Source organism: Jannaschia sp. R86511, from assembly GCF_042466345.1.
Taxonomy (GTDB): domain Bacteria; phylum Actinomycetota; class Actinomycetes; order Actinomycetales; family JBBAYJ01; genus Aquipuribacter.
In genome coordinates this window covers 59,662-83,975 of the sequence record NZ_JAXHCD010000001.1, presented here as the reverse complement: position 1 = coordinate 83,975, position 24,314 = coordinate 59,662, and the positions used below count along the sequence as shown (strand labels likewise).

18 protein-coding genes, 1 tRNA gene and 1 pseudogene are annotated in these 24,314 nt (G+C 71.0%); 9 read left to right on the top strand and 11 right to left on the bottom strand.

From position 1 onward, the window contains the following. The first annotated feature begins 6 nt into the window (after positions 1–6). A complete protein-coding gene (locus SJY06_RS00400; protein ID WP_380163492.1) occupies positions 7–1,191 on the top strand; it encodes an MFS transporter in 1,185 nt (394 codons plus the stop codon). Between the two features lie 79 nt (positions 1,192–1,270). Here the strand turns inward: SJY06_RS00400 and SJY06_RS00395 are convergent, their stop codons facing one another. The 5 genes from SJY06_RS00395 to SJY06_RS00375 all read right to left on the bottom strand — a co-directional run bounded on the left by SJY06_RS00395 (position 1,271) and on the right by SJY06_RS00375 (position 12,916). Beyond that, positions 1,271–3,442, bottom strand: a complete 2,172-nt coding sequence (locus SJY06_RS00395) for a PQQ-dependent sugar dehydrogenase (RefSeq protein WP_380163490.1) — start codon at positions 3,440–3,442, stop codon at positions 1,271–1,273. A 93-nt stretch (positions 3,443–3,535) separates the two neighbouring features. Continuing rightward, a complete protein-coding gene (locus SJY06_RS00390; protein ID WP_380163488.1) occupies positions 3,536–4,744 on the bottom strand; it encodes an ROK family protein in 1,209 nt (402 codons plus the stop codon). A gap of 25 nt (positions 4,745–4,769) precedes the next feature. After that, positions 4,770–6,749, bottom strand: a complete 1,980-nt coding sequence (gene acs / locus SJY06_RS00385; protein WP_380163486.1) for an acetate--CoA ligase — start codon at positions 6,747–6,749, stop codon at positions 4,770–4,772. Between the two features lie 91 nt (positions 6,750–6,840). Further along, complete coding sequence (locus SJY06_RS00380; RefSeq protein WP_380163484.1) at positions 6,841–12,525, bottom strand: PKD domain-containing protein; 5,685 nt, start codon at positions 12,523–12,525, stop codon at positions 6,841–6,843. Between the two features lie 306 nt (positions 12,526–12,831). After that, positions 12,832–12,916, bottom strand: a tRNA-OTHER gene (locus SJY06_RS00375). Between the two features lie 246 nt (positions 12,917–13,162). Here SJY06_RS00375 and SJY06_RS00370 point away from each other — a divergent pair. After that, entirely contained in the window at positions 13,163–13,360 is a 198-nt protein-coding gene (locus SJY06_RS00370; RefSeq protein ID WP_380163482.1) for a hypothetical protein, read from the top strand. Positions 13,361–13,832: 472 nt separating this feature from the next. Further along, positions 13,833–14,321: a hypothetical protein gene (locus SJY06_RS00365; protein ID WP_380163480.1), complete on the top strand. Its 489-nt coding sequence runs from the start codon at positions 13,833–13,835 to the stop codon at positions 14,319–14,321. A gap of 125 nt (positions 14,322–14,446) precedes the next feature. Here SJY06_RS00365 and SJY06_RS00360 read toward each other — a convergent pair whose 3' ends face one another. Beyond that, positions 14,447–14,839 carry a hypothetical protein gene (locus tag SJY06_RS00360; protein ID WP_380163478.1) on the bottom strand — a complete coding sequence of 131 codons (393 nt, stop codon included), beginning with the start codon at positions 14,837–14,839 and terminating at the stop codon, positions 14,447–14,449. 203 nt (positions 14,840–15,042) lie between these two features. Here SJY06_RS00360 and SJY06_RS00355 point away from each other — a divergent pair, with 203 nt between their 5' ends. After that, a complete protein-coding gene (locus SJY06_RS00355) occupies positions 15,043–15,543 on the top strand; it encodes a hypothetical protein (RefSeq protein WP_380163476.1) in 501 nt (166 codons plus the stop codon). Between the two features lie 37 nt (positions 15,544–15,580). On the opposite strand, the gene SJY06_RS00350 is transcribed toward SJY06_RS00355, so the two are convergent. Beyond that, entirely contained in the window at positions 15,581–15,907 is a 327-nt protein-coding gene (locus tag SJY06_RS00350) for a hypothetical protein (RefSeq protein WP_380163474.1), read from the bottom strand. Positions 15,908–16,296: 389 nt separating this feature from the next. Between SJY06_RS00350 and SJY06_RS00345 the strand changes: the two genes are divergently transcribed. Beyond that, positions 16,297–16,902, top strand: coding sequence for a hypothetical protein (locus tag SJY06_RS00345; protein ID WP_380163472.1), 606 nt, complete (start codon positions 16,297–16,299; stop codon positions 16,900–16,902). 302 nt (positions 16,903–17,204) lie between these two features. Here SJY06_RS00345 and SJY06_RS00340 read toward each other — a convergent pair whose 3' ends face one another. Next, a complete protein-coding gene (locus tag SJY06_RS00340) occupies positions 17,205–17,870 on the bottom strand; it encodes a GPP34 family phosphoprotein (protein WP_380163470.1) in 666 nt (221 codons plus the stop codon). Positions 17,871–17,934: 64 nt separating this feature from the next. Then, positions 17,935–18,120, bottom strand: a complete 186-nt coding sequence (locus tag SJY06_RS00335; RefSeq protein ID WP_380163468.1) for a hypothetical protein — start codon at positions 18,118–18,120, stop codon at positions 17,935–17,937. 425 nt (positions 18,121–18,545) lie between these two features. On the opposite strand from SJY06_RS00335, the gene SJY06_RS00330 reads away from it, so the two are divergent. Next, positions 18,546–18,878 carry a hypothetical protein gene (locus SJY06_RS00330; RefSeq protein WP_380163466.1) on the top strand — a complete coding sequence of 111 codons (333 nt, stop codon included), beginning with the start codon at positions 18,546–18,548 and terminating at the stop codon, positions 18,876–18,878. Positions 18,879–19,119: 241 nt separating this feature from the next. Here SJY06_RS00330 and SJY06_RS00325 read toward each other — a convergent pair whose 3' ends face one another. Together SJY06_RS00325 and SJY06_RS00320 are read right to left on the bottom strand one after the other, a co-directional pair. Beyond that, the gene (locus SJY06_RS00325) at positions 19,120–20,643 is read right to left on the bottom strand and encodes an IS30 family transposase (RefSeq protein WP_380163464.1); all 1,524 of its coding nucleotides are present in this window, start codon (positions 20,641–20,643) and stop codon (positions 19,120–19,122) included. Positions 20,644–21,003: 360 nt separating this feature from the next. Further along, positions 21,004–22,158, bottom strand: coding sequence for an MFS transporter (locus SJY06_RS00320; protein WP_380169656.1), 1,155 nt, complete (start codon positions 22,156–22,158; stop codon positions 21,004–21,006). A gap of 421 nt (positions 22,159–22,579) precedes the next feature. On the opposite strand from SJY06_RS00320, the pseudogene SJY06_RS00315 reads away from it, so the two are divergent. The 3 genes and pseudogenes from SJY06_RS00315 to SJY06_RS00305 form a co-directional block, all read left to right on the top strand. Then, positions 22,580–23,050 (top strand): annotated as a pseudogene (locus SJY06_RS00315) (methyltransferase domain-containing protein); the annotation flags it as partial. A gap of 84 nt (positions 23,051–23,134) precedes the next feature. After that, positions 23,135–23,512 carry a nuclear transport factor 2 family protein gene (locus tag SJY06_RS00310; RefSeq protein WP_380163462.1) on the top strand — a complete coding sequence of 126 codons (378 nt, stop codon included), beginning with the start codon at positions 23,135–23,137 and terminating at the stop codon, positions 23,510–23,512. Positions 23,513–23,559: 47 nt separating this feature from the next. Next, entirely contained in the window at positions 23,560–24,279 is a 720-nt protein-coding gene (locus SJY06_RS00305) for a class I SAM-dependent methyltransferase (RefSeq protein ID WP_380163460.1), read from the top strand. The last annotated feature ends 35 nt before the right edge of the window (positions 24,280–24,314 follow it).

Here is a 24,314-nt window from a genome sequence, read left to right as displayed (position 1 = left end):
GTGGGCGTGGTGCGGACCGCGACCGGGACGTCGCTGTGGCAGCTGCCCGGGATACGTCAGCTCGTGGCCGTCACGCTGCTCGGCTTCGTGGGCTTCGCCGCCACGCTGTCGGCGCTGCCGTGGTGGGCCGCGCAGGGCGGGGCGACGCTGACGCAGGCGGGTTCGGTGACCACGGCCATGCTGGTCGCCACCGTGGCGACGCAGACCGTGGTGCCGGCGATGGTGCGCCGGTTCGGCAGCGGGCGCAGCCTCGCCGCGGGCCTGCTCGCGCTGGGCCTGCCCTCGCCCCTGCTCGCGCTCACCACGGACCTGGGGCCGTTGCTGGTCGTGAGCGCGGTGCGCGGCACGGGCTTCGCGGTGCTCACGGTGGTCGGTTCGACCCTGACGTTCACCCTCGCGCCACGCGGTCGGCACGGCGAGGCGGCGGGCATCTACGGCCTGGCGGTCGGGCTCACCAGCGTGGTCGTCGTGCCCGGGGCGGTGGCCCTGGCCCAGCAGGCCGGGTTCTGGCCGGTGGCCCTGGTCGCGACGCTGCCGGTGCTGGCCGTGCCGGCCGCGTTGCGGATGGCCCGGGGGGACGCCGACCAAGTCGACCCCACCGGGCCGGCGCCCCGCCACGTCCGGGCGGTGCTCGCGGTCGCGCTGCCGTGCCTGCTGCTGCTCGTGGTGACGCTGGCGGGCAGCGGGCTGGTGACCTTCCTGCCCATCGAGCGTCCCCTGGGTCTGCTCGCCCCCGCCGGTCTGCTGCTGTTCGGGGCGACCAGCGCCGTGTCCCGCTGGCAGGTCGGGCTGCTGGCCGACCGGGTCGGCACCCGTCGGCTGCTGCCGGCCTCGGCGGTCGTCACGGCGGCCGGCGTGGCCGGTGTGGCGGGCGGGCTGCACCTGGGCCTGGCCGGACTCGTGCTGCCGGCCGCGGCCGTGGCCGGGGTCGGGTACGGCGCGGTCCAGAACCTGACCCTGGTCGCCGCCTTCGCCCGGGTGGACCCGGTCGACACCCCGACCGCGAGCGCGGTGTGGAACCTCTCGTTCGACGGGGGCACGGCGGTGGGGGCGGTGGCCGTGGGCGCGCTGGCCGGCTGGTCCGCCACCGGGGGTGCCGCACCGGTCGGGATCCCGGTCGCGCTTGCCGCCTGCGCGGCGCTGGTCCTGCTCGCGGGCCCGCTGGGCCTGGTCCACGCCCGCACCGACTGAGCCGGACGCAGCAGGGCGCCCGCCCCCCGACCGTGGTGACGGTCGGCGGACGGGCGCCGGTGGTGCGGGGTGCTGCTGGTCAGCCGACCGGGGTCAGGACGACCTGGGCGGTGCCGGTCTGCGGCGGCACGCCCTCGGAGCCCTCGTCGGTGTAGCTGGCGACGAAGACGCCGGTCATGTCGTCCGTCTCGGGGTCGTGACCCTCGGGGACCGAGGTGGTGATGCTGCCGGAGCAGCCCGAGGCGGTGGTGATGGGGTGGCCGTGCTGGTTGTGGCCGACGATGTAGGTCACCTGGACGCGGTTGCAGTCGACCTCCGCGTCGTCGGTCACCTCCACCTGGAACTCGACGGTGTCGCCGAACTCGAAGGTGTCGCCCTCGACCGGGGCCACGAAGGTGACCTCGGGGGCCTGGCCGCCCACGGCGATGTCGACGTAGGTCGACGCGCGCTTGCCGCGGTTGCGGCCGCCGGAGTCGGTCACCACGAGGGTGGCCCGGTAGCGGCCGTCGGCCTCGTAGGTGTGGGTCGGCGACATCTCGCGGCTGTCGATCCGGCCGTCGGAGTCGAAGTCCCAGGCGTAGCGCAGCCGGTCGCCGTCGGCGTCCGTGGTCCCGCTGCCGTCGAACTGCACGGTCAGGGGCGAGTCGCCGGTCGAGACGTCGGTCTCGATGACGGGCTCGGGGCTGTGGTTGGCCGAGGGGCCGGTGCCGATGTAGTCGAACCGCGACAGCTGGGCGTCGGGGTTCTGGGCGAAGTACCCGTCGCCGTACTCCAGGACGTAGAGCGCGCCGTCGGGGCCGAACTCCATGTCCATCGGGTTGTCGAACACCAGGCCGTCGAGCACGTCGTCGATGGCGGTGACCTCGTCACCGTCGTCGGACAGCGTGATCATCTTGATCCAGTCACGGGTCCACTCACCGAGCAGCGGCTTGCCGGCGAAGGCCGCCGGCCAGGCCACCGGGGGACGACCCTGGGTGCGGTCGCGCTTGAGGATGGCCTCGCCGTCGTACACGGGGCCGGCCATGGGGCCGATGCCGCCGCGGCCCAGCTCCGGGAATGCCGCGCTGTTGCCGAACTGGTACTCGATCTCGGCGTCGGTGATGGGCGGGAGCTCGGTCAGACCGGTGTTGTGGACCGAGGTGTTGGTGGGGTCGGCGCAGTCGAACGGCTCGCCCGAGGTCTCGGTCTCGAAGTCGTAGTCGACGTAGCCCTGCGTGGAGCTGATGCAGATCGGCCAGCCGTAGTTGGCGGGCTCCTCGACGGCCATCCAGCGACCGGTACCGGCGGGCCCGCGCTCGGGGTCCGCGGTGCGGGAGTCGGGGGAGTAGTCGCCGATGAAGAGCTGGCCCGTCGCGCGGTCGAGCTCGATGCGGAACGGGTTGCGCAGGCCCATGACGTAGATCTCGGGCCGCGTCAGGTCGGTGCCCGGGGCGAACATGTTGCCCTCGGGGATGGTGTAGCCGCCGCCGTCGGTGGGCGTGATGCGGAGCACCTTGCCGCGCAGGTCGTTGGTGTTCAGCGACGTGCGCTGGGCGTCGAAGGCGGGGTTGCGCTCGGGCCGCTCGTCGATCGGGATGAACCCGTCGGACTCGAACGGGTTGGTGTCGTCACCGGTGGACAGGTACAGGTTGCCCTCGTCGTCGAAGACGATGTCGCCGCCGACGTGGCAGCAGATGCCGCGGCTGCCGGGCACCCGCATGATCTGCTCCTCGGTGTCGAGGTCGATCTCGTCGCCCACCATCTTGAAGCGGGACAGCTGGATGTAGCCGTCGAAGGCCGCGAACTCCTCCGGCGTGCCGGTCAGCGGGGCGTCGCCCTCGTTGATGCCGGGCGTGGCCGGGTCGTCGGCCGGGGTGTCCAGCTCGGGGGAGTAGTAGAGGTAGACCCAGCTGTTCTCCTCGAAGTCCGGGTCGATGGCGACGCTCTGCAGGCCCTCCTCGTCGTGGAGGTAGACCGGGACCTGGGCCGCGAGGGTGGTCAGGTTGGTCTCGGGGTCGTGCAGCCGGACCTCGCCGCTGCGGGTGGTGTGCAGGACCCGGTTGTCCGGCAGCACGGCCAGGTCGATGGGCTCGCCGGGCGTGCGGTCGATCGTGACCTTGTCGAAGGCCTCGTCCGGCGGGACCGGGGCGTCGACCGTGGCGGCCGGGACGGCCGCCGTCGCTGGGGTGCCGGTAGGAGCCGACATCCCCGTGAGCGCCAGGGCCGCTGTCGCGAGCACTGCACCGCCCACCAGGGTTCGAGGTGCTGTCATAGGTGTCTCTCCTCTAGTCAACGTCGACTGTCAGGGGGGACTGCTGAAACTACGCAATAGTTGCGAAAGTGGTCAAATTCATGACGGAAGTGCTCAGACCGCCTCGTGGCCGGGGCTGAACACCTGGTCGCTGACGAGCTGGACCGCCCCGGTGAGGCCGGCCAGGTCGCCGAGCTCGGTCAGCACGACCGGCAGGTTGCCGGTGGCCAGCGGCGGCGGCCGGCGGTAGACGACGCTGCGGACCTCGGCCAGCAGGGCGTGGCCCAGCTGGGAGACCCCGCCGCCGATGACCAGCAGGCGCGGGTTGAAGAACGAGACCAGGTGGGCGAGCACCACGCCCAGGTCGTGACCGCCCTGCTTGACCATCGCCACGGCGGCCGGGTCCCCGTGCACGGCCGCGCGCCCGACGTCGGCCGCGGTCAGCGCCCCGGTGCTCGCGAGCACCTCGGCCAGGGCGGGCGAGCGGCCGGAGCGGGCCGTGGCCACCGCCTCGCGCGCCAGCGCCGTGCCGCCGAAGACCGCCTCCAGGCAGCCGTGCCCGCCGCAGGCGCACGCGGGGCCGCCGTCGTCGCGGACCCGGATGTGCCCGATGTCGCCGGCGCAGCCGTCGGCCCCGCGGTACAGCCGGCCGTCCACGACGATGCCGCAGCCGATCCCGGTCCCCACCTTGACGAACAGGAAGTCCCGGGCGCCGCGGGCCACCCCGCCCTGCTGCTCGCCGAGGGCCATCAGGTTGACGTCGTTGTCCAGCGCCACCGGGCAGCCCAGCTCGCGGGCCAGGGCGTCGCGGACCGGGTAGCCGTCCCAGCCCGGCATGATCGGCGGCGCCACGGGGACGCCGGCGTGGAAGTCCACGGGACCGGGCACCCCGATGCCCACGCCGCTGGGCCGCCGCACCCGCTGCTCGGCCAGCAGGTCCCGGGTCAGCTCCAGCGCGCGGGCCAGCACCTCCTCCGGGCCCCGACGCACGTCGACGGCCTCCGAGCGCCGGGCGAGCACGGCCAGCCGGCCGTCGGTCACGGCGACGTCGAGCGCGGTGGCCCGCACGTCCACCCCGACGAAGCGCAGGTCCGGGTGCAGCCCGACCAGGGTCGAGCGTCGCCCGCCGCGGGACGCCGCCGGGCCGGCGTCGACCGCCAGCTCGAGCTCCAGGAGCCGGTTGACCTCGGCGGCCACGGTCGTCCGGGACACCTGCAGCCGGTGGGTCAGGTCGACCCGCGACATCGTCCCCTCGTCGCGCAGCAGCCGCAGGGTGGTCGCCTGGATCGCGTTCTCGGCGCGTCCGGCCAGGGGGAGGGCCATGCCGAGCAGGGTCGCACGGGCCGGATCAGCCCCGGACGACCGCCTCGATGGCGGGGACGACGGTCTCGTCCTGCAGCGACGTGGTGTCCCCCAGCGGCCGGCCGGTCAGCACGTCGCCGAGCAGCCTGCGCATGATCTTGCCCGACCGGGTCTTGGGCAGGTCGGGCACGAGGACCACGTGCGCCGGCTTGGCCACCGCCCCGATGGTCCGGGCCACGTGCGCCACGAGCTCGGCCCGCACCGCCTCGGCGGCGTCGCGCCAGGCGGCGGGGTCGTCGACCTCCGGCCGCGTGGTGGGCACGACGAACACCGCCACGCACTGCCCGGTCAGGGGGTCCGCCACCCCGACGGCGCCGGCCTCGGCGACCAGCGGGTGCGCCACCAGCGCCGACTCGATCTCGATCGTCGACAGCCGGTGCCCCGACACGTTGACGACGTCGTCGACCCGCCCCTGGACCCGGACGTAGCCGGCGTCGTCCATCACGGCCCCGTCCCCGGCCAGGAACAGGCCCCGTGCGGCGAAGCGCGTCCAGTAGGCGTCGCGGTAGCGGGCGTGGTCGCCCCACACCGTGCGGGCCATGGCCGGCCACCGGCCCCCGACGGTGAGCAGCCCGCTGGTGCCGGCCGGCACGTCGCGGCCCTCGTCGTCGACCACGCGGACGCTCTGGCCGGGCAGGGCGACCCCGGCCGCCCCGGGCACGCCGGTGTGCACGCCCGGCAGGGTCGAGACGACCGCGGCACCGGACTCCGACTGCCACCAGGTGTCCACCAGGGGCGCGCGCCCGCCGCCGACGTGGCGGTGCAGCCAGACGTACGCCTCGGGGTTGATGGCCTCTCCCACGCTGCCCAGCAGCCGCACGCTGCTCAGGTCGTGCTCGGCGCCGAACCCCTCGGGGAAGCGCGACATGAACGACCGGACCAGGGTGGGGGCGGTGTAGTAGACCGTGACGCCGAGCCGGGCGACGGTCTCCGGGTGCCGCGTCGGGCTCGGGTGGTCCGGGGACCCCTCGGCCAGCACCACGGTGACCCCGTTGCTCAGCGGGCCGTAGAGCACGTAGGTGTGGGCGGTGACCCAGGCCAGGTCGGCCGTGCACCACCAGACGTCGTCGGGCTTGGCGTCGAAGACCGCCCAGTGCGTCCAGCTCGCCTGCACCAGGTAGCCGCCCGTGGTGTGCACGACGCCCTTGGGTCGCCCGGTGGTGCCCGAGGTGTAGGTGATGAACAGCGGGTGCTCCGCGTCCAGCGCGGGGGCGTCGTGCTCGGTCGCGGCGGTGCCGACCGCGTCGTGCCACCACACGTCGCGCCCGTCGGTCCACGGCACGTCCGGGGTCTCCTCGCCGGTGCGGCGCACAACCAGGACGTGGCGCACGTGGTCGAGCCCGGCGACGGCCTCGTCGACGGTGTGCTTGACGGCCACGGCCGCGCCGCGCCGGTACTGCCCGTCGCTGGTGACCACGACGACGGCGCCGGTGTCCTCGACCCGGAACCGCAGCGCCTCGGCCGAGAAGCCGCCGAAGACCAGGGAGTGCACCGCCCCGATCCGGGCGCAGGCCAGCGCGACCACGACGGTCTCGACCAGGACGGGCAGGTAGACCACGACCCGGTCGCCGGGGCCGACGCCCAGCCCCAGCAGCGCGTTCGCCGCCTGCGCGACCCGGCGCTGCAGCTCGGCGTACGTGACGGTCTCGCGGTCGCCCCTCTCGCCCTCGAAGAGCAGTGCCGGGTGCTCGCCCCGGCCCGCCGTGACGTGCTGGTCGACGCAGACCTCGGCCGCGTTGAGCCGCCCGCCGGCGAACCAGGTCGCCCGCGGCGTGGTGGGGTCGTCCGGGTCCGGCGGGACCCAGGTGTGCACGGTGTCCCACGGCTCGCGCCAGGGGATCCGGTGCGCCTGCTGCTCCCAGAAGGCCTGCGGGTGCCCCGGCAGCGCGGCCAGGGTCTCGGCGGTCACGTTCGCGGCCGCGGCCAGGTCGGCGGGCGGCGGGAAGCGACGGGGGTTGTGGACCATCGCCGTCGAGGATAGAGACGCCCGTGGGGCCCCGCCGGACGGCGGGACCCCACGGGCTCAGGTGCTCAGGGACCCAGGTGCTCAGGTGGCCTCAGCAGTAGAGGCGGACGTACCTCACCTCCAGGTCATCCTGAGGCTCGAGCACCGGCTGCTCCGACGTGGCGGCGACGGTGAACACGCCCGGACGCATCCGGTTCGTCCCGCTGTCGAACACCACGTCCACCTCGGCGCCGGCCTCGACCTGCACCGTCTGCGCCTCGGCCCCGCGCCACGGCGGGGTGACGACGACGTCGGCGGTGACCGTGCCGGAGTTGACCACCGTCATGGTCACGTGGGCCACGTCGTCGACGCAGCTGGTGGCGGCCGAGGCGGTCACGGTCAGCGTGCCGGGCTCCTCGGTCTGCTCGTCGGCCCACAGGAAGTCGTCGAACGCCGCCTCGGGGGTGCCGCTCGCACCGCCGCGCACGGCCATGACGCCGACCCGCGGTGCGCTGATCCCCTCGAGCGTGCGCGGGTCGCCGACCTGCACGAACTCCTCGCCGTCCAGGGAGTAGTACCCCCGCAGCAGCGTCCCGTCGGACACCAGCCGGAGCGTGAACTCCGTCGGGAAGTCCCTGGGCAGGAACGGGCCGCCGAAGCCGCCGCCCCCGGTGTGCCAGTTGCCCGAGAAGTCGAAGTTGTCGTTGCTCGGGCTGGTCGACTTCAGGAACTCGATCCACTCGTTGCCGTTGCCCTTGTTGACGAACGCCAGCTTGGCGAACCCGGAGCCACCGGCCCCGGCCACGACCAGTCCGGCCTGCTGGCCCTCCTGGTCGGGGTCGAACGACACCTGCGACGTCACGGTCCAGGGACCCGCCGGAGCGGCCTGGGTGATGATGTTCGCCGCGTCGGCGTACTCGCCCGAGTCGGGCGTGAGGCGCAGCGCCCCGTCCGACACCTCGTACAGCGACTCGTCGGCCCGCCGGACCTGCCAGTGGCAGTTGTCCAGCAGCTCGTCGTCGTCGAACGTGTCGGAGCGGACGGGCTGCTCGCACGGCTCCGGCTCCGCCAGGCTCACCGCGGACACGGCGAACACGTGCAGCCGGGGGTCGTCGGGCAGCGTGAGCGACGCGACGTCGGAGTCCGGTCGCAGGGCCAGCGGCTGCGTGAACAGCATGACCCGCGGCGAGGTGTTGCCCCCCGAGTTGTGCCGGTAGGGCATGTCGACCGCGATCTGCTCACCGAACTTGGGGTTGACCGCCCAGTCGGTGAACCGCATCGGCACCTGCGCCGTGGTGCCGTCGGCGTAGGTCAGGGTGCCGTCGGCCTGCACGTCGCCGTTGTGGGCCGTGGCCAGGACCATCAGCTGGTCGTAGGACCCGACCGGCAGGTCGATGGTCTGACCGTCGGCCTCGACGTTGTTGAGCTCGCCCTCGGCCGGGCTGCCGAACACGTACTCGACGCCGTCGATGGTGACCGGGCCGCCCTGCTCGCGCACGGGCTCGGGCAGCAGCTCCGCGGCCAGGCTCCAGCCGCCGCCGTCGAAGTTGCCGTCGGCGGGGTTGGCGTCGGTGGAGATGCCGTCGTTGTTGAACAGCTCCGACAGGTCCGCCGTGGCCGGGCACTCGCCGTCGGCCAGGACCTCGACGCGCAGGGTCTGCTCGCCGGTGTTCCCGTCCGGGTCGGTGACGACGAGGGTGACCGTGTACTCGCCGGCCGCGGTGTAGGTGAACACCGGGTCCTGCTCGGTCGAGGTGTCGTCGTCGGTGCCGTCGACGCCGAAGTCCCAGGCGTAGGTGACGTCCTGGCCCTGCGGGTCGTCGGCCAGGCCGGTGAAGGTGACCTCCAGCGGCAGCACGCCGCAGCGGGGGTCCGCCGTGGCGCGCGGGGTCGGTTCGACGAGCACGGTCACGGCGTCGCCGGAACGGGTGGCGCCCCGGTTGCCCTCGTCGTCGACGGGGGTGACCTCGGGCGTGAACGTGCCGCCCTCGGTGTAGGTGTGCGTCACCTCGGCGCCGCCGGTGACGACGTCGGAGCCGTCACCGAAGTCCCACTCGTAGCTGATGTCGTCACCCTGCCGGTCGACGCCCTCGGCGCTCAGCGTGACCTCCAGCGGCGCGGCGCCGCTGGTGGGCGTCACGTCGAGGGTGTTGACGAACGGCTCGGCGACGTCGAGCTCGCGGATCTGCACGTCGCGGAACGACACGGTGTCGTTGGCGCCGTGGTTCTGCAGGCCCACGTAGCCCTCGATCGGGCGGGACCCGTCGGAGGTGTAGGTGTTCACGACCTCGCCGTTGAGCGTCATCGTGTACGTCTGGCCCACGACCCGGACCGTGTAGTCGTTCCACTCGCCCACGGGGTTCGCGTTGCGCGCGTCCTCGCGGTCGAAGTTGTAGACCGACCCGGTCTTCTGGGGCTCGTCGTTGGGCTCGCCCTCCTTGATCTGGATCTCGTGCCCGTTGTCGACCGCGACGAACGGGTCGTCACCGGGGTCGGGGAAGCGGGCGAAGACACCGGAGTTGTCACCGTCGTCGGACAGCTTGAACTGCAGCCTCATCTCGAAGTCGGCGTAGGTCTGCCCGGTGAACCAGAACAGGCCGAGGCCGCCCTCGGAGGTGAGCTCGCAGCCCTCGACGATGAACCGGCCGGGGCCGGACTGCTCCCACTGCGAGGTGTCGGTGCCGTCGAAGAGCAGCTCGAAGCCCTCGTCGGGCACGGGAGCGGTGTCGCAGGCCTCGCGGGCCTGGACCTCGACCGCCTGGGACGCAGTCTTGCCCGTGGCGTCGGTGACGGTCACCGTGGCCGTGTAGCGACCGGCCTCGGTGTAGGTCCACGACGCCGTGGCGCCGGTGGCCGTGTCCTCGTCGGTGCCTGCGACGCCGAAGTCCCAGGCGTAGGTGATGGCGTCGTCGTCCAGGTCGACCGCCTCGGCTGCGAAGTCGACCTCGAGCGGCGCGGCGCCGTCGTCGGGCGTGGCGGTCGCCGACGTGATGTCGGGCGCGGTGTTGGCCGCGACACCGCGGCCCTCGAAGCGGATCTGGTCGAGGTTGACCTGACCGCCGCCGGTGTACACGAAGTACAACGGCTCGCCCCCGGCGTCGGCGTCACGCGAGGTGATCTCGCCGCGACCGGTGCCGTAGAAGTACTGGCCCTGCGTGCCGCCCGGCAGCGGGACGGTCGCGACGACCGGCCCGTCGGGGGCGCCCGCACGCACCTGCACCGCGGCGTCGGAGCCGGCGCCACCGGAGTAGGTGACGTTGACGGCCGTCATGCCCGACAGGCTCATCGGGTCCCACATGATCCAGTCGCCCTGGCCCACGCCGGTGACGATGCTGCCGCCGCCGGGACGGGTGCCGGACTTGTCGTCGTAGCCCGTGATGCCCACGCCCTGGCTGGACGTGTAGTGCTCGGCCTGGCGCAGCTTGGGCTGCAGGGTGATCGAGTCGGTGCCGGTGAGCGGGGCGTTCGCCCCGTCGTTGGCGCCGCCGTCGGTGTAGCTGGCGATCAGGACGCCGAAGGTGTTGGCGTCGGGACCGTGGTTGCCGGCCGTGGACATGCGCAGCGTGCCCTCGCAGCCGGTCTCCGACAGGTTGGGGTGCACGTGCGAGTCGTGGCCGAGGCCGGCCTGGACCGTCACGCGGTCGCAGTCGACCTCCTCCTCGCCGTCGACGGCCTCGACCCGGAAGTCGATGTCGTCGCCGGGACGGTAGAAGCCGCCGTCCAGCGGGGCGACCATGGTCACCTGCGGGCGGGTGTTGCCGGCCGTCACCAGGACGGTCGCGCTCGCGGACTTGCCCGTGGCGTCGGTGACGGTCAGGCGGGCCTGGTAGTCACCGGCCTCGGCGTAGGTGTAGGTCGGGTTCTGCTCGGTGGAGTCGGTCTCGCCGTCCCCGTCCAGGTCCCACGCGTAGGTCAGCGCGTCGCCGTCGGGGTCGGACGTGCCCTCGCTGGAGAACGCGACCTGCAGCGGCACGTCGCCCTCGTCCACGTCGGCGGAGGCCTGCACCACGGGGGCCTGGCCGTTGATGGCGTAGTCGACGCGGACCAGCTTGGTCGCGGGCGAGCCCGAGAAGAAGCCGTTGCCGTACTCCAGCACGTAGAGCGACCCGTCGGGGCCGAACTCCATGTCGCCGGGTGCGGTGAAGCCGCCCATGAAGTCGTCGATCGACTCGATGGTGCCGTCCTCGGCCATGCGGACCGTCTTGATCCAGCCGCGGCTCATCTCCGACATGAAGTAGACGCCCTCGTAGTACTCGGGGAACGCCTCCTCGTGCGGGTCGGTGTTCTGCGACTGCCGGTAGACCATGCCGCCGGTCGGGGTCGAGCCCTCGACCTCGGGGTACTTGAACGGGCCGACGTCGGAGTAGGGGATCCAGGCGTCGGTCATCGGGGGCAGGGTCTCGAGCCCGGAGCTGTTGGGGGAGTCGTTGACGTCCGCCATCTCGTCGGGGTCGTTGCACGGGAAGCGCTTGGGGCTGCCGTCGGGGTTGGTCTTGAACCGGTTGGCCACGAAGTCCCAGTCCACATAGGCGCCGCCGAAGTCCATGTTCGTCAGGTCGTCGCCGACCTCGCCGCCGCAGTAGGGCCAGCCGCCGTTCATGGCGACGTCGGTGCGGTTGAACTCCTCGAAGTGGCGCGGGCCGCGGTTGGGGTTGTTGACGCGCGAGTCGGGACCGACCTTGCCCCAGTACAGGGTGTCGGTGTCGGCGTCCACGCCCAGGCGGTACGGGTTGCGCAGGCCCATCACGTAGATCTCGGGCCGGGTGCGGTCCGGGTCGGCGTCGGGGTACAGCGCCTCCGGGTACTGCCCGCCCTCGCCGAACAGGTTGCCGTCGGGGATGTCGTAGGAGATGCCGTCGCCGGGCGTCGGGTCGACGTCGCCGTCGTCGTCGCCGCGCGGGACGACCCGCAGGATCTTGCCGCGCAGGTCGTTGGTGTTGGCCGACGACTTCTGGGCGTCGTAGTCCGACCGGCCCGGGCGCTCGTCGTGCGGGGAGTACCCGTCGTTGTCCGAGGAGCTGGTGTTGTCACCCGTGGCCAGGTGCAGGACGCGGTCCGCGCCGAACTGCAGGGAGCCCGCCGAGTGGCAGCAGACGTTGCGCTGGGTGCCGACCTCGAGGATGACCTTCTCGGTCGCGGGGTCGATGTCGGTCTCGCCGTCCTCGGAGGTGGTGACGGTCAGCCGCGAGAGCCGGTTGTTGGTGTAGTCGGCCGGCAGCGGCGCGTAGTACACGTACGCGTAGCCGTTGGTTGCGAAGTCGGGGTCCAGCGTGATGCCGAGCCCGCCGTCCTCCAGGCCGCTCCAGACCCCGAGCTCGGGGTTGTTCATGACGATGTCGAGGTTGCCGGACTCCGGGTCGTAGACCGAGATGTCACCGGCGCGGGTGATGACGAACACGCGCCCGTCCGGGGCGACGGTGAGCTCCATGACCTCGCCCATCTCGGTGCCCTGCGCGAGGACGACCTTCTGGAACGTGTCGAGGTCGGGCGGGTCGTCGGCGAGCCCGCTGACGCGGCTCGGCGGGTCGGTGACGTCCTCGGGCTCGGTCTGCGGGTCGCCGGCGTCGGGCGACTCGGTCGGGGTCGGCTCGGCCGGCTCGGCGGAGCCCGGCCGGGGGGTGGCGGTGTCGGACGGAGTCGGTCCCGACGCCGCCTCCGACGCGGCCGGGGGCTGGGTGGGAGATGGTGCGGGCTCGCTCGCACTGGCTGCCGCGGGTACGAGGAGAGCGGCGACCAGAGCGGGAGCGGCGATCAGCGCGGCGGCCGGGCCGACGCGACGTGGGTGCCTGATGGGCATGGACAAACCTCTCGGATGGCTCGACGTTGAGCATCGGAGAACCCCCGACGTGCGACATCCGGCGTGGACCCCCCTGCCCGTCGACCATATGGAGGGGACTTCTGCCGAGTCAAGGCATAAGGTGACCGCACATCACCGAAAGTGGGACCCGGGCACTTCCGACGGGGTCGACGGGACGGCGGCGATTGGGAGACGGACCGGTCGCGGTCCTGACGAGGGTGCACAGTGCCTGGCGCTGCGGCCGGGCCTAGATGCCGGGCCCGGACGTCTGCCGCTCCGTCGCGGTGTCCGTGCTGGTCAGGGGTGTGGCCAGAGGCGGGGTCGAACCGCCGACCTTCCGATTTTCAGACGGCCCTGGCGCGTGTGAGCAGGTGTCTCCGAGTCTCTGACCTGCACAGATACCCTGATCGGGTCCCAGGTGAGTTGAGCTGAGTGCTCTTGGTTGCTGTCAGTTTGTGCTGTCACTTCGGCTGCTGATCCCTGCTAACCGCGGCGACTTGAGCCATTGGGGCGAGTCATGGCCGATGGCTCGGGATGTGTTCAGGCCACGTGACAAGGGGAACCGGTCCCTGGGGGAGGGGGGGGAAGGTAACGGGGGGGGCTGCACAGCCTCGTCGTCCGGGCGCAGCGGACCGGTGTGCTGAGCGTCGCCGCGCTGAGCCGCAGCGGGGGCACCTCCGCAGGCAGCGCCGTGATCGGTGCCTTCGCCGCGACCGCGTTCCCCGTGGTCGCCCTGATCGGATGCGGCCTGCTGGCGGCGTCGGTGGTCCCCCTCCTGGGCCGGGCCATGACCGACTACAGCGAACCCGCACGTCTCCGGCCGCTGGCAGGTTGAGCCCGAGCGCCAGGCCCGGCGCGGGCAGGCCATCAACCGGTAGCCAATCCCCTTCGGCACGCAGGTGCGTGGGGGCCAGGGGTCACCCCCGACGCTTCCAATAGGTGCGAGCCGAGCCTCTATCGCGTGAACGGCAACCCCGCGCACGCTGATCACTTGCCCGTTGCGGCCCTCCCGGGCACTCGCTCCCGGTCTCGTCGCCGGGGGCGACAACGACAGGTTGGCACAGGGCCACCAGAGGATCCCGCTGCGGCCGTGGCGCAACGAACCTGACCATCAGAAGGCACGCCTGTCCGTTCCAGGCATGTGCCCGACGGTGCACCCGCCGGGGGTCCGCGGCCAGTCCTCGCTGGCCGAAACCCTGTCAGCGACGGTGCCGTGCCACATCATGAGGGTCATGACATCCGAGCCGGTCGGCGAGCAGCCCTCGGGTTGGATTACACCCATGTCTCCAGCTCCCGAGCCCTTACCCGTGACGTGGCAGCTGTCCCGGTGGCGCAGAGCACAGGGCTTCAAGTACGTCGCGTACTTCGTCCTCGCTGGACTCTGGCTTCAGGGCATAGGGCAGGAGGTCTGGGGCCTTGTTGGCCTTGGAACGGCCGGCCTCTTCTCCTTGTTGGTCGGCTGGCTGGTGCTGTTCCCCGGTCGGGTCCGCCTCGACGGCGACGGGGTCCGTTGGGGTCGCCGAAACGCGGCCTGGGTGAGGGTCGCACCCTTCCGCCTCAATCGGGCTGGAGACTTCGTGCAGGCGTCGACTTACCTACTGCCCACCTCACCGGAGCAAGAACGGTTGCAGGAGGTGGGTTCTCTGGCGCCGGAAGAGGTTGATGTCCCGGCATGGGTTGCCGGCATGTCGCCTTGGCGCGTGGTCGCGCTGCTGAACCACTACCGAGCGGAGGCCCTGGAACGTGACCGCCTGGGCGTAGCGGACCCTGCAAGGGCGTCGACGCCTAACGAGTAGTCCGAGTCCTCGGCCGTCCACCGGCGACGCGGCGCGGCTCGGGAGCACGCGGCCGACGTCGGCGTCCCGCGGGGGATCGGCAGCTGGGGTTCGCGAAGCTGTGGGGCTGCAGCGCAGGGACGGCCTCATGACTCGAGCGAAGGGGGCTTCCAGTGTCCTTCTCTGAGCGCGACCACTAGCTCCATCGCCCGGGCGGCCGCTGCATCCTTCGTCGGCAAGCGCTCCTCATGGGCGGCTTCCCTGTCCGACTCTGCTTCGCCCCGGCGCACGACGACGCGCCAGTCGGTTCGCTGCCGGAGGCGGTACGCGGCCCACAGCGCGCCCCGGATGGGCAAGCTGTAAGCAACTAGAACCATCCTGAGGTTGATGCCGCCAGGATCCAGCGGGATCCGCTTCTGCAACAGCTCGCGCTGTCCCGGCCAGCCCCGCCAAGCATTGCCGCGCACGAGCCGGACGTGCCACAGCGCCCCCTCAGGCGTGACCGCGTCACGCGAGGGGTTGGCTAAGAACGACACCATGGGCCGATAGTGCCCCACCAGCCAGTCATGCGGCGGTAGCGGATCGGGGTTGACGGCCCCCGCTGGACGACGGTCGTCGCCAAGAGGGGATGTTTGCCGGAACGGCGATGCGTCGCTCGTCCGTCAGGGCACGATGACGGTATGGGAGCACCGACGAGGCAGCAGCGACTGCTCGGCTCATCGAGCCCGGCGGGGACCCCAGGGTGGTCGAGCTGAAGCGGGCGCCGATGCTTCTGGTGTGCCTCGGCATGGTGCTGCTGTCGGGCTGCAGTCCCGAGACAGGCAGTGTCACGGGCATCACGCGGAACGAGGCCGGCGACCTGGAGGCCGTAGTCCTCACGTGCCGGGGCACGGCAGACATGGTCGGGGTGGAGACCGACGGGGACCCGGACGCGCGGACGGACCACGTCTGGGAGACCGAACGCACTCGGGGCACCTTGCGCCTTCCCCTTACCCGGGAGGGTCTGCAGGAAAACGAGCTCCTCGGCACGGGAGGCTTCACCGCCGAGGTGGTCGGCTACGACACCAGCCACCGGTGGAACAGCATCACCGTGCCCCTGACGCAGGACATCCTGGACGGGCTGCAGCGCGGTTCCATCACCTACGGGAACCCGGACTGGGGTCTCGAGCTCCGGCAGGTCGACGAGGATGAGTTCGCCAATGCAGGCTGCGCGGCTCTGCAGGAGACGCTGTACGACTCGTAGGGTCGGTTTGACCGGCAGTCGATGGTCGGCCGAGACCTCAAGCGGCGCTGGGAGCCTGTGCCCTCGGGTGGCGGCCACGTAGCGCATGTACCGCCGCGGCCGCGCCTATTAGGACGCCCAGCATGAGGAACTCATAGACCGGAAAGAAGAGGAACAACAGCGCGTCCGTCGAGGACTCGTTGGTCATGTGGTCTAAGAACGCCCACGTGGTGAGGGTGACGAGCACGAACACCCCGGCTGCGATCACCCACATCGCCCGAAAGAAGAACCTCTCGGTAAGCGGCACCGCGAGGGCCATGGCGACGATCGGCGCGAGGTTCCACGCAATGAAGGGGACCGAGGCGATAACCCCTTGGGTGGTCATGAAGATCACTGTTCCCAGGGCGGTTGCAGCCAGGATGGCCAGGAGTGTCCGAGGCAACCAGCGCCGCCTCGGCTGTGGGTCGCCTACTGCAGTGCGCATGGGTCATTGTGACTCAGGCAACTTGCTCCAAGCACGACAGTCGGGCAATTCACTCCTCCGCCCGGGCGATCTGCGCCGGTAGCCGACCCCCGAGTGACACGGCTGGCCCTCAGAGCGGGCCGACGACCCGCAATCCGGCGCTGTTGCCGCTTGGATGCGGTGTCCGGCCGGGGATCGCCTAGCGGCACGACGCCGCGAGGCCGCCCCCGGCGAGACGAGGCGACAGCCCCCCGGCAACGGGGCCGCCCTTCTGCCTACGGCCTGAGGTGCTGATCCGTAGGCTGGGTGCCATGCGGGAAGTGCCGCCTCGACGACCTTGGCAGGTTCCGGTCCGGTCCGACGCGCTCGTCGCGGCGGGGCTGGCGCATGCACGGCCGCCTTCGCTCTCGTCAGGGGTAGATCGTCTCGGTGGAGCACCCGACGCCGTCGTGGCGGAGAAGTACCAAGCGCTGCGAGCTCAGGTCTGGGCTTTGGCTGAGCGCGACGATGCATCGCTGTCTCGCCTGCAGCAACTGGAGGAGTCGGAAACCGGGGGCTCGTGGCCACCGTGGCAGACGACGGTGCGACGGCTGGGAGGCGACGAGGACGACGACGTGATTGAGGCGGCGCAGGACGTGTGGGAGGCCCTCGGTCCTAACGCCTACGAGCTGGAGTTCCGGGACCGGCCGAGGACCTACAAAGGGTTCCTCGAGGGGCGGCTGTGGATCAACACGTACGTCCTCGTCATCGTGGCGCTCTGCTTCGCTGGTGCGGCGGTCGACGAGCGTTACGGCGTCCCATGGTGGCTATCGGTCCCCGTGGTGTTTGCAGCGTGGACGCTAGTGATGGCGCTGCTGTTTCGCTCCAGCTATCGACGGCGGGAACGCGTTGCCAGTAAGGAGTTGCCTCACGCCTGACCGCTTGGGCCTGACGGCGGTGAGGCTCTCTGGTGCACGTGAGCGCTGCGCCAGGGTTCGAGGTGGAGCAGCACGTGGACCATGACCGATAACCGACCGGCTACTGGCGCGCTCGAGGCCGCCGCGGCGGCCCTCAGAGCCAATTGTCTGGACGTCCCACAGGGGATCGGCTACCGGCCGCGAGCCGGGCGACGGCACGGCCGGCGCTGTACGCGCCCTCCCCGTCCAACAGGGAATGGTGCTCAGGGGTTCAGGCGTGTTCCGCCGAGGTGCTGTAAGCATGCCTTGGCGTGCGTGAGGACTCAGGAACTGCCACCTGAGACGACTATCGGCACGATGACCGCGGTGAGGATGGCCGCGTTCATGCTGTCGATGGCCCGTTTGATCGCCGACCCGACGGCGACCTCGCTGGCGGCCTCCTGCACCCGGCGCTGCACCTCACGCGACGACATGCCCATGGATTCCGCGGCGAGCACCTTCTTCGCCACCCCCAGGCCCTGGAGGATCGCAAGTATCGTCGCGTCGGTCGGCGCGGGGCGCCCGCCGGCCAGGACGACGCGGAGCCGATCGCGGATCTCACGCTCGGGTTGTGGGTCCAGGGTGGGGCGCTTCTCTGGAACGAGGCCGAGCATCCGCCTCGGGACGACGTCGACTACGCCGCCGGCCTTGAGTGCTTGCACGACCTCGTCCTCAGGATTGAGCTTCCGGTCCTGCACGAGTGTAGAGAGTCGAGCACCGTTCTTCTCGGCTGCACGAACCATGACCCGGTCGAGCACCGCGCTGCCGGTCGGTGTCGTGTCCACGACGCGCACGCGGGGGTCCTTTCCGTCCTCGAGGACCAGTCGTCCCTCGATGAGCAGATCGGCGATCGATGCGGCGCTGAGCGCCCACCCGGTCTGGGTGCCCCAACTCGCCGGGCCGCCTTCGTCACTGGTCAGAAGCAGGAAGACCTCCACCGCTGTGTCCATCCCTGCACTGTAGGAGCCGAGGCGGACGCGTGCCCCGCCACGGGGTGACGCCGGCAAGGGATCCTCAACCGGAGGTGGCGCCTTCCGGTGGCTGCCGTGGAGAACGCGAAGCAGCCAGAGCGCTGACGATCGCCATGGTGAGGAACGCGATGGCGCCGATAGCCATGGCGACCACGAGGGGTCCCGCGTTATCGCGGCCGAGGACCCACGCGGCGGCGAAGAAGACGGACGCGACCAGGAAGTAGCTCACAGCCGCGATGACTGGTCTCCTGCGCATCCGGCGAGGCTACAAGGGGCAGGGCCGCCACGGCCTGGAATCGGATCCGTCGGGTGTCCGCCTTCGCACTCGCGCACCCGACGAGCCCAAGCCCTGGCAGGCGCGTCATCCCTCAGCAGCGGATGGTGACCTGGCACGACGGGCAGAAAGAGGCTGAGCCCTCTGATCAGGCGTCCGTCCCGTACGGACGTCGGGCATCCTCAGCACGTGACACTCGACGAGTTCGTCTCCGCTCGCCTGGCAGAGGACGAGGTGTGCTCGTGGACGGCCTCACCAGTCGCGCCCGGCGAGGAGGGGACCCCGCCGCTGCGATGAGCAGTCGCACGGTGCACATAACTGCGCCTTACCCCTACCGGGTCGCTGGCGCGATCGTTTACGCAGCGCTTCCACTTGTGGTGGTGCCGCAGATCTTCGGCACCGCAGCCACCATCTTGCCTGCGGCAGCGCTGAGTCTCGTCGGTGCCTATCAAGCGTGGATGGTGGGCGCCAAGCTGTCGCGGCGGACCATCATCCTGGTCGGCGTCTTCCGTCGACGGCGTCTCCTTGCAGGAGAAGTGAAGCGCGTGGTGCAGGCCCCGGATGCAGTCTATTTGGAATTGTCACACCAAAAACGCATCTCTGTCCCGGGACTCAGCGCTCCTCCGCTCGACCTGTTCGCAAGCGCTCGACGACGCCAGGCGTCCCGGCTGGCGACGGGCCTGTCCGTGTCGCTCGTCCTCGAAGACACCTAGGTTTCCCACGTTGCCTGCAGAGTCCAAGGAAGCGTCCCAGCAACCGACGGCCCGCCATCGGGAACGTGCTGGTCGGCGGTGTGACGAAGGCCTGGCCATCGGAGAGCCGTCCCAGCAGACCCGCCCGGAGCTACTCACCGGGACACGGGCGGCGAATTTTAATGATCGACGCAACAACAATGAGTGAACTATTCCGTGTGAACCGTACTGGTGATGGCTGCTGGTGGGCTATTTGGGCAGGTCAGCCTGTTCGGAGAGCGGCGCGGAACCGGGCCGTGGGCGTCTGGAAGTCGAGGGTCTTTCGTGGCCGGTCGTTGAGCAGGCGCGTAATGTTCGTCACGTGCTCGTGGCTGTGTGAGGACAGGTCCGTGTTCTTGGGGAAGAACTGCCGGACCAGGCCGTTGTAGTTCTCGTTCGCGCCGCGCTGCCATGGGCTGCTTGGGTCGGCGAAGTAGATTTTTAGCCCGGTCGCTGCGGCGGGTTCCTGGTGGCGTGCCATCTCGACGCCCTGGTCCCAGGTCAAGGTCCGGGTCAGGTGCGGCGGGAGCTCGTCGAAGACCTGTCGCAGTGCGGCGTTGACGGTCAGTGCGGTGTGGTCGCCGGGCAGGTTGACGATGATTCCGTAGTGCGTCACGCGCTCTCGCAGCGTGATCATCGCCGAGGCCGAGCCGAGCCCGATGATGAGGTCGCCCTCCCAGTTGCCGGGTTCGATGCGGGCTGCGACCGTCTCGGGCCGGTCTCGGATGGAGGTCATGTTCCGGACCGCGCCGTCCTTGAAGGAGCGGGTGATGTGGTGGGCGCGTCGGAGTCGTCGACCGGTGCGCAGCCTCGCTGTGTAGCGCTCGTGCAGGCAGCGGGCGCCGGGGACGACGAGCGCCCGGTAGATGGTCTCGGTGCAGACGGTGCAACCGGTGTCGTGCAGGCGTGTGGTGCGTAGCCAGCCGGCGATCTGCTCCGGTGACCAGTACCGGTTGAGCTTGCGCTGCACGAGCTGGCGCAGCCGGCTGTCCAGGACCAGCTTGGACTGCCGCGGGCGCAGGCGCTGCTGTCCGGCGGCCTGCTCGGCCTGGTGCGGGTTGTAGCGACCGTGCTGGTCACGGTGCCTTTGCAGCTCGCGGCTGATGGTCGAGGTGGACCGGCCGAGCTCGGCGGCGATAGCCCGGAGGGTGACGCCGTGGCCGAGCAGGTCCGCGATCTGCAACCTCTCGTGCAGGCTCAGGTAGCGCCCGGCCCCGACGCTGTCCTGGGGGCGGGCGGACGGGTTGCCGCGGGCTCGGATGTTCCGGCCGGTCTTCGGGTGCAGGCGCATGATCTTGCAAGCCTCGCTGTTGCTGTGGCCTTGGCCGATGAGGTCCCAGTAGCGCGCGTGTCGGGCCTGCGTGGCGGTGGATGCTCGCGGCTGCAGCAGCGCCTGGGCGTGCCGTGCCGAGGTCGTCACGGCCTCGTGGAGGGTGGCTCGGGCGGCCCTCTCGGCCCGGGCGAGGCCGTGGCGTCGCTCCTGCTCCCACCGCTCGGCCCGTCCGTCGTCCAGGCGCAGGGCTCGTGCCGCTGCTCGCACCCCCACCTGGTCCTCGCGCTGCTCGAGGAACCGGCGGTGCAGCCACCTGTAGGCCGTGGAGCGGCCCACTCCCAGGGTGCGTGCGGCGACGCTCGGGGTCATGCCGGCATCGAACGCGGCCCAGAACAGCGCCTCCGTCCCGGCGGGTCGTCGACAGTGGTGGCGGTAGTCACCGGCTTCGAGGCGCGCCTCGTCCCAGGCCGGCATGAGAGAGGAGACAAAGCCGAGACTGCGCTGTGCTTGCGCCATGTCGAGCCCGTCATCGCGCAACTCGTTGAACGCTTCTCGAGTCCACCGGCGAGCTGTTTCCTTCCCAACCCCAGCCGCCCGGGCGGACTTCTTGAGACTGGTACCGGCTCGCAACGCGGCGAAGAACCGCCGTCCAGCAGGAGAATCTCTGTGCAGATGCATCCGTGACACCCGTCGATCGGGCTGTTGCGTCGATCAGTAGAACTCGGCGGGCGTCATGTGGGAACGCCGGCTGGGATCTTGGAGGTTGTCGACAACGCCGTCTCGTGTCCCGCCACCGTTCGTTTTTGAGACTTGGGTCGTGAGTCCGGGACGGGGTTACGGGCCCCCGTCGCCGGCCGTCCTAAGCGCGGTCGACTTCAGCGCAACGAGCGCCACGGCAGCCGTTGCGAGACCGCAAAAGCCGATGACCCACCTTGCTCCCACCACGTCAGCGGTGTAGCCGAGCGCGCCATTGGTCACCAGGACCGGTAGCACTTGGGTCAGGGCGGCCAGCGCCTGCACTCGCGCGGCGTACTCGGGTGGCGCCGAGCCGAGCACTAGAGGGCCGACGCTGCTGGCGAAGCCGCCGGCTCCTACGCCGATCACGACCGTGGCGGCGGGCGCGGCCAGGACGGGGGCCACGCTGAGCGCGCTGACGGCGGCTCCGGCCAGCCCGATCCCGAGCACGGCCACCACCCCCGGCCGCCGTGGAAGACCTCGCAGGGACACCGTCAGGGCGACGGCGGCATAACCGAGCCCGAAGCCGCCCAGGGCCCAGCCCGTGGTGGACGCGGGCCAGCCCTGTTGCCGCGCGAGCACGGGGATGAGCAGGCCGACGACCGGAAGCAGGATGCCGGCGGCGAAGAAGAGCAGTAGGAGCGCGGCGCGCAGGAGCGGGTCACGGGCGACGACCCGGACACCGTCGAGTGACTGCTGCCACAGACTGGCTGTGCCCGGCGTGTTGGGCATGGCCCCGGCCGGTCGGAGCAGCAGGACCAGAACGAAGACCAGGGCGAAGGTCACCGCATTGAGCGACGCGGCCAGGACCAGCCCACCCAGGGCGACGACGACGCCTCCGAGCGCCGGGCCCACGAACCCGCTGGACTGCTGTACCACCTGCCGGGCCGACAGGGCCCGGGGCAGCGCGGCACGGGGGACCAGCGCCAGAGGGACGGCGGCCGAAGCCGGTCCCCAGAGCGCCTCCACTGCCCCGATGACGGCCGCCGCGCCCAGGAGTAGCCAGGCCGGGCTTCCCAGGACGGCGGCGGTGATCGCGAAGGCGCACAGCAGGGCGACCATCCCGCCGTAGCCGAGCAGGACGACGCGCCACAGCCCCACCCGGTCGGCAACTGCGCCACCGGTCAGCAGCAACAGCGCCTGGGGCAGGTTGCCGGCGGTCAGGACGAGTCCCGCAAGCAGTCCGCTGGTTCCCGCTGCCACCCATGCCATGGCGAAGTTCAAGACCTGCACACCGGTCAAGGAGACCGCCAAGCCGCTCAACCACGCCTAGTACCGGGCTGGGATACGGGACGGGTCGACCCCCTCGCCGTCACCGAAGCTGCCCCCCACGCCCGCGAACCTAGGCGCCCGCCGGGACAGTGGGCTCTCCACTGGCTCCCGGGACGCGTCGAGGCCAGGCGGGTGACACGGTCCCCACCACGGACTGACTGGTGGGTCGTCCAACCGCACGGCTCAAGGGCTATGGGACACGACGCTGCACCGCCAGCGACGCCGGGTCAGTAGTGCCCGCCGCTTGCGTAGGGTCGCGCCTCATGAGCTCCCAGGGCGCGGTCCAGCATGCGTACTCCTCACTGGCGCAGCCCTACATCGACCAGCTGGGCTCCATGAACGTTGTGCATCCCGATGACCAGCGCCTAATCGAGGACGGGTCCACCTTGGGCGGGCGAGCGGCCCAGTACTGGACCTCGGATGTGGGCCCGGGCACTTGACGGGCTTCCTGAGCTCGGCGGGCGCCGATGTCACAGGCATCGACCTGGTGCCCGAGTTCGTCGCGCACGCGCGCAAAGCTCACCCTGCCGCCCGCTTCGAGGTGGGGTCCATGACGGACATAGGGCGCCCGGACGGCTCGGTGGCCGGAGTCCTGACTTGGTACTCGATCATCCACCTCGACCCAGAACAGGCGCACGGCGTCTTCACTGAAATCCGACGGCTCCTGGCGCCTGGGGGAACATTGGTCGTGGGCTTCTTCGAGGGCCCAGCCATCGAGTCGTTCGAGCACAAGGTCACGACGGCGTACCGCTGGCCCGTCGACGCGGTGGCGGCATGGCTGACCGCCACCGGTTTCGCGGAGGTCGAACGCTTGCAACGGGGGCGGGAGGGCGAGCGGGGTCCCCACGCCGCCATCGCCGCCCGGGCGGTGTGACATATCGCCGCCTCTACCGAGGCGATCTGCGCCGGCGGCCCATCGGCATCCGGCGACGCCCGGGGGCTGGTTCACTGGCCGGTCATGGAGCCCGGTGAGGTCGCCACGCAGTTGTGGGAGCGCGTCGCTCGTCGCGACTGGACGGCGTTCGGCGAGCTGCTGCACGACGACGTCGTGCTCGAGTACCCGGTCACCGGTGAGGTCTTCCACGGCAGGGCGAACGTAGTGGCGATCAACGCCGAGTACAGCGATGGCTGGTCCATCCATCTGCTGCGGGTGATCGCGGACGGTGATACGGCTGTCAGTGAGGTCGAGGTCCCTCTGGAGGGTGTCGGTATCTTCCGGGTCGCGTCCTTCTGGACCGTCCGCTCCGGCCGCGTGCTCCGGGCTCGCGAGTACTGGACTTCCCTCGGCGGTGACGAACCCCCGGCCTGGCGGCTCCCCTACCGGGCTCGGGCCTGACCGGTCAGCCATCGTCCGGGCAACGACGTGCGCGCTAGCGTCTCGGCATGAGCGGGACCGACACCTTCCGCCCGCCTGGCTGGCGTCTGGACCAGGTCGCCAGCGCCGGTCGCGAGAACCTCGACGCCCAGCACGTCGCCCGGTACGACGCCATCGAGGACGCCTCCCCGGACCGTGAGGTGGCCCTGCTGCAGCAGTGGGGCCTGAGCCGGGAGTCCGTCGTCGTCGAGCTGGGGACGGGCACGGGGCAGTTCGCGGTCGCGGCGGCGCACGTCTTCGACCGGGTGATCGCCGCCGACGTGTCCCCGGTCATGATTGCCGAGCTGCGGGCCAAGCTCGCCCGCGAGCGGGTCGACAACGTCGACGTCGTGCAGGCGGGCTTCCTGGACTACGAGCACGAAGGCGCACCCGCCGACATCGTCTACAGCCGGTACGCCCTGCACCACCTGCCCGACTTCTGGAAGGGCGTGGCCCTGGCCCGCATCCACCGGACGCTGCGACCGGGGGGACTCCTGCGGGTCTGGGACGTCGTCTACTCCTTCGAGCCGCACGAGGCCGAGGACCGCCTCGAGGCCTGGTGCGCCACGGGCGGCCCCGACGGTGGGGACGGCTGGAGCCGCGCCGACTACGAGGAGCACGTCCGGGACGAGCACTCGACCTTCACGTGGGTCTTCGAAGCCCTGGCGCAGCGGGCCGGCTTCCACGTCGAGACCGCCGAGTACAGCTCCGACGGCATCTTCGCGGAGTACCTGTTCCGCAAGCCGTGAGGTCGTTCCGACAGTCGATGGCGGCCGGGATGGAA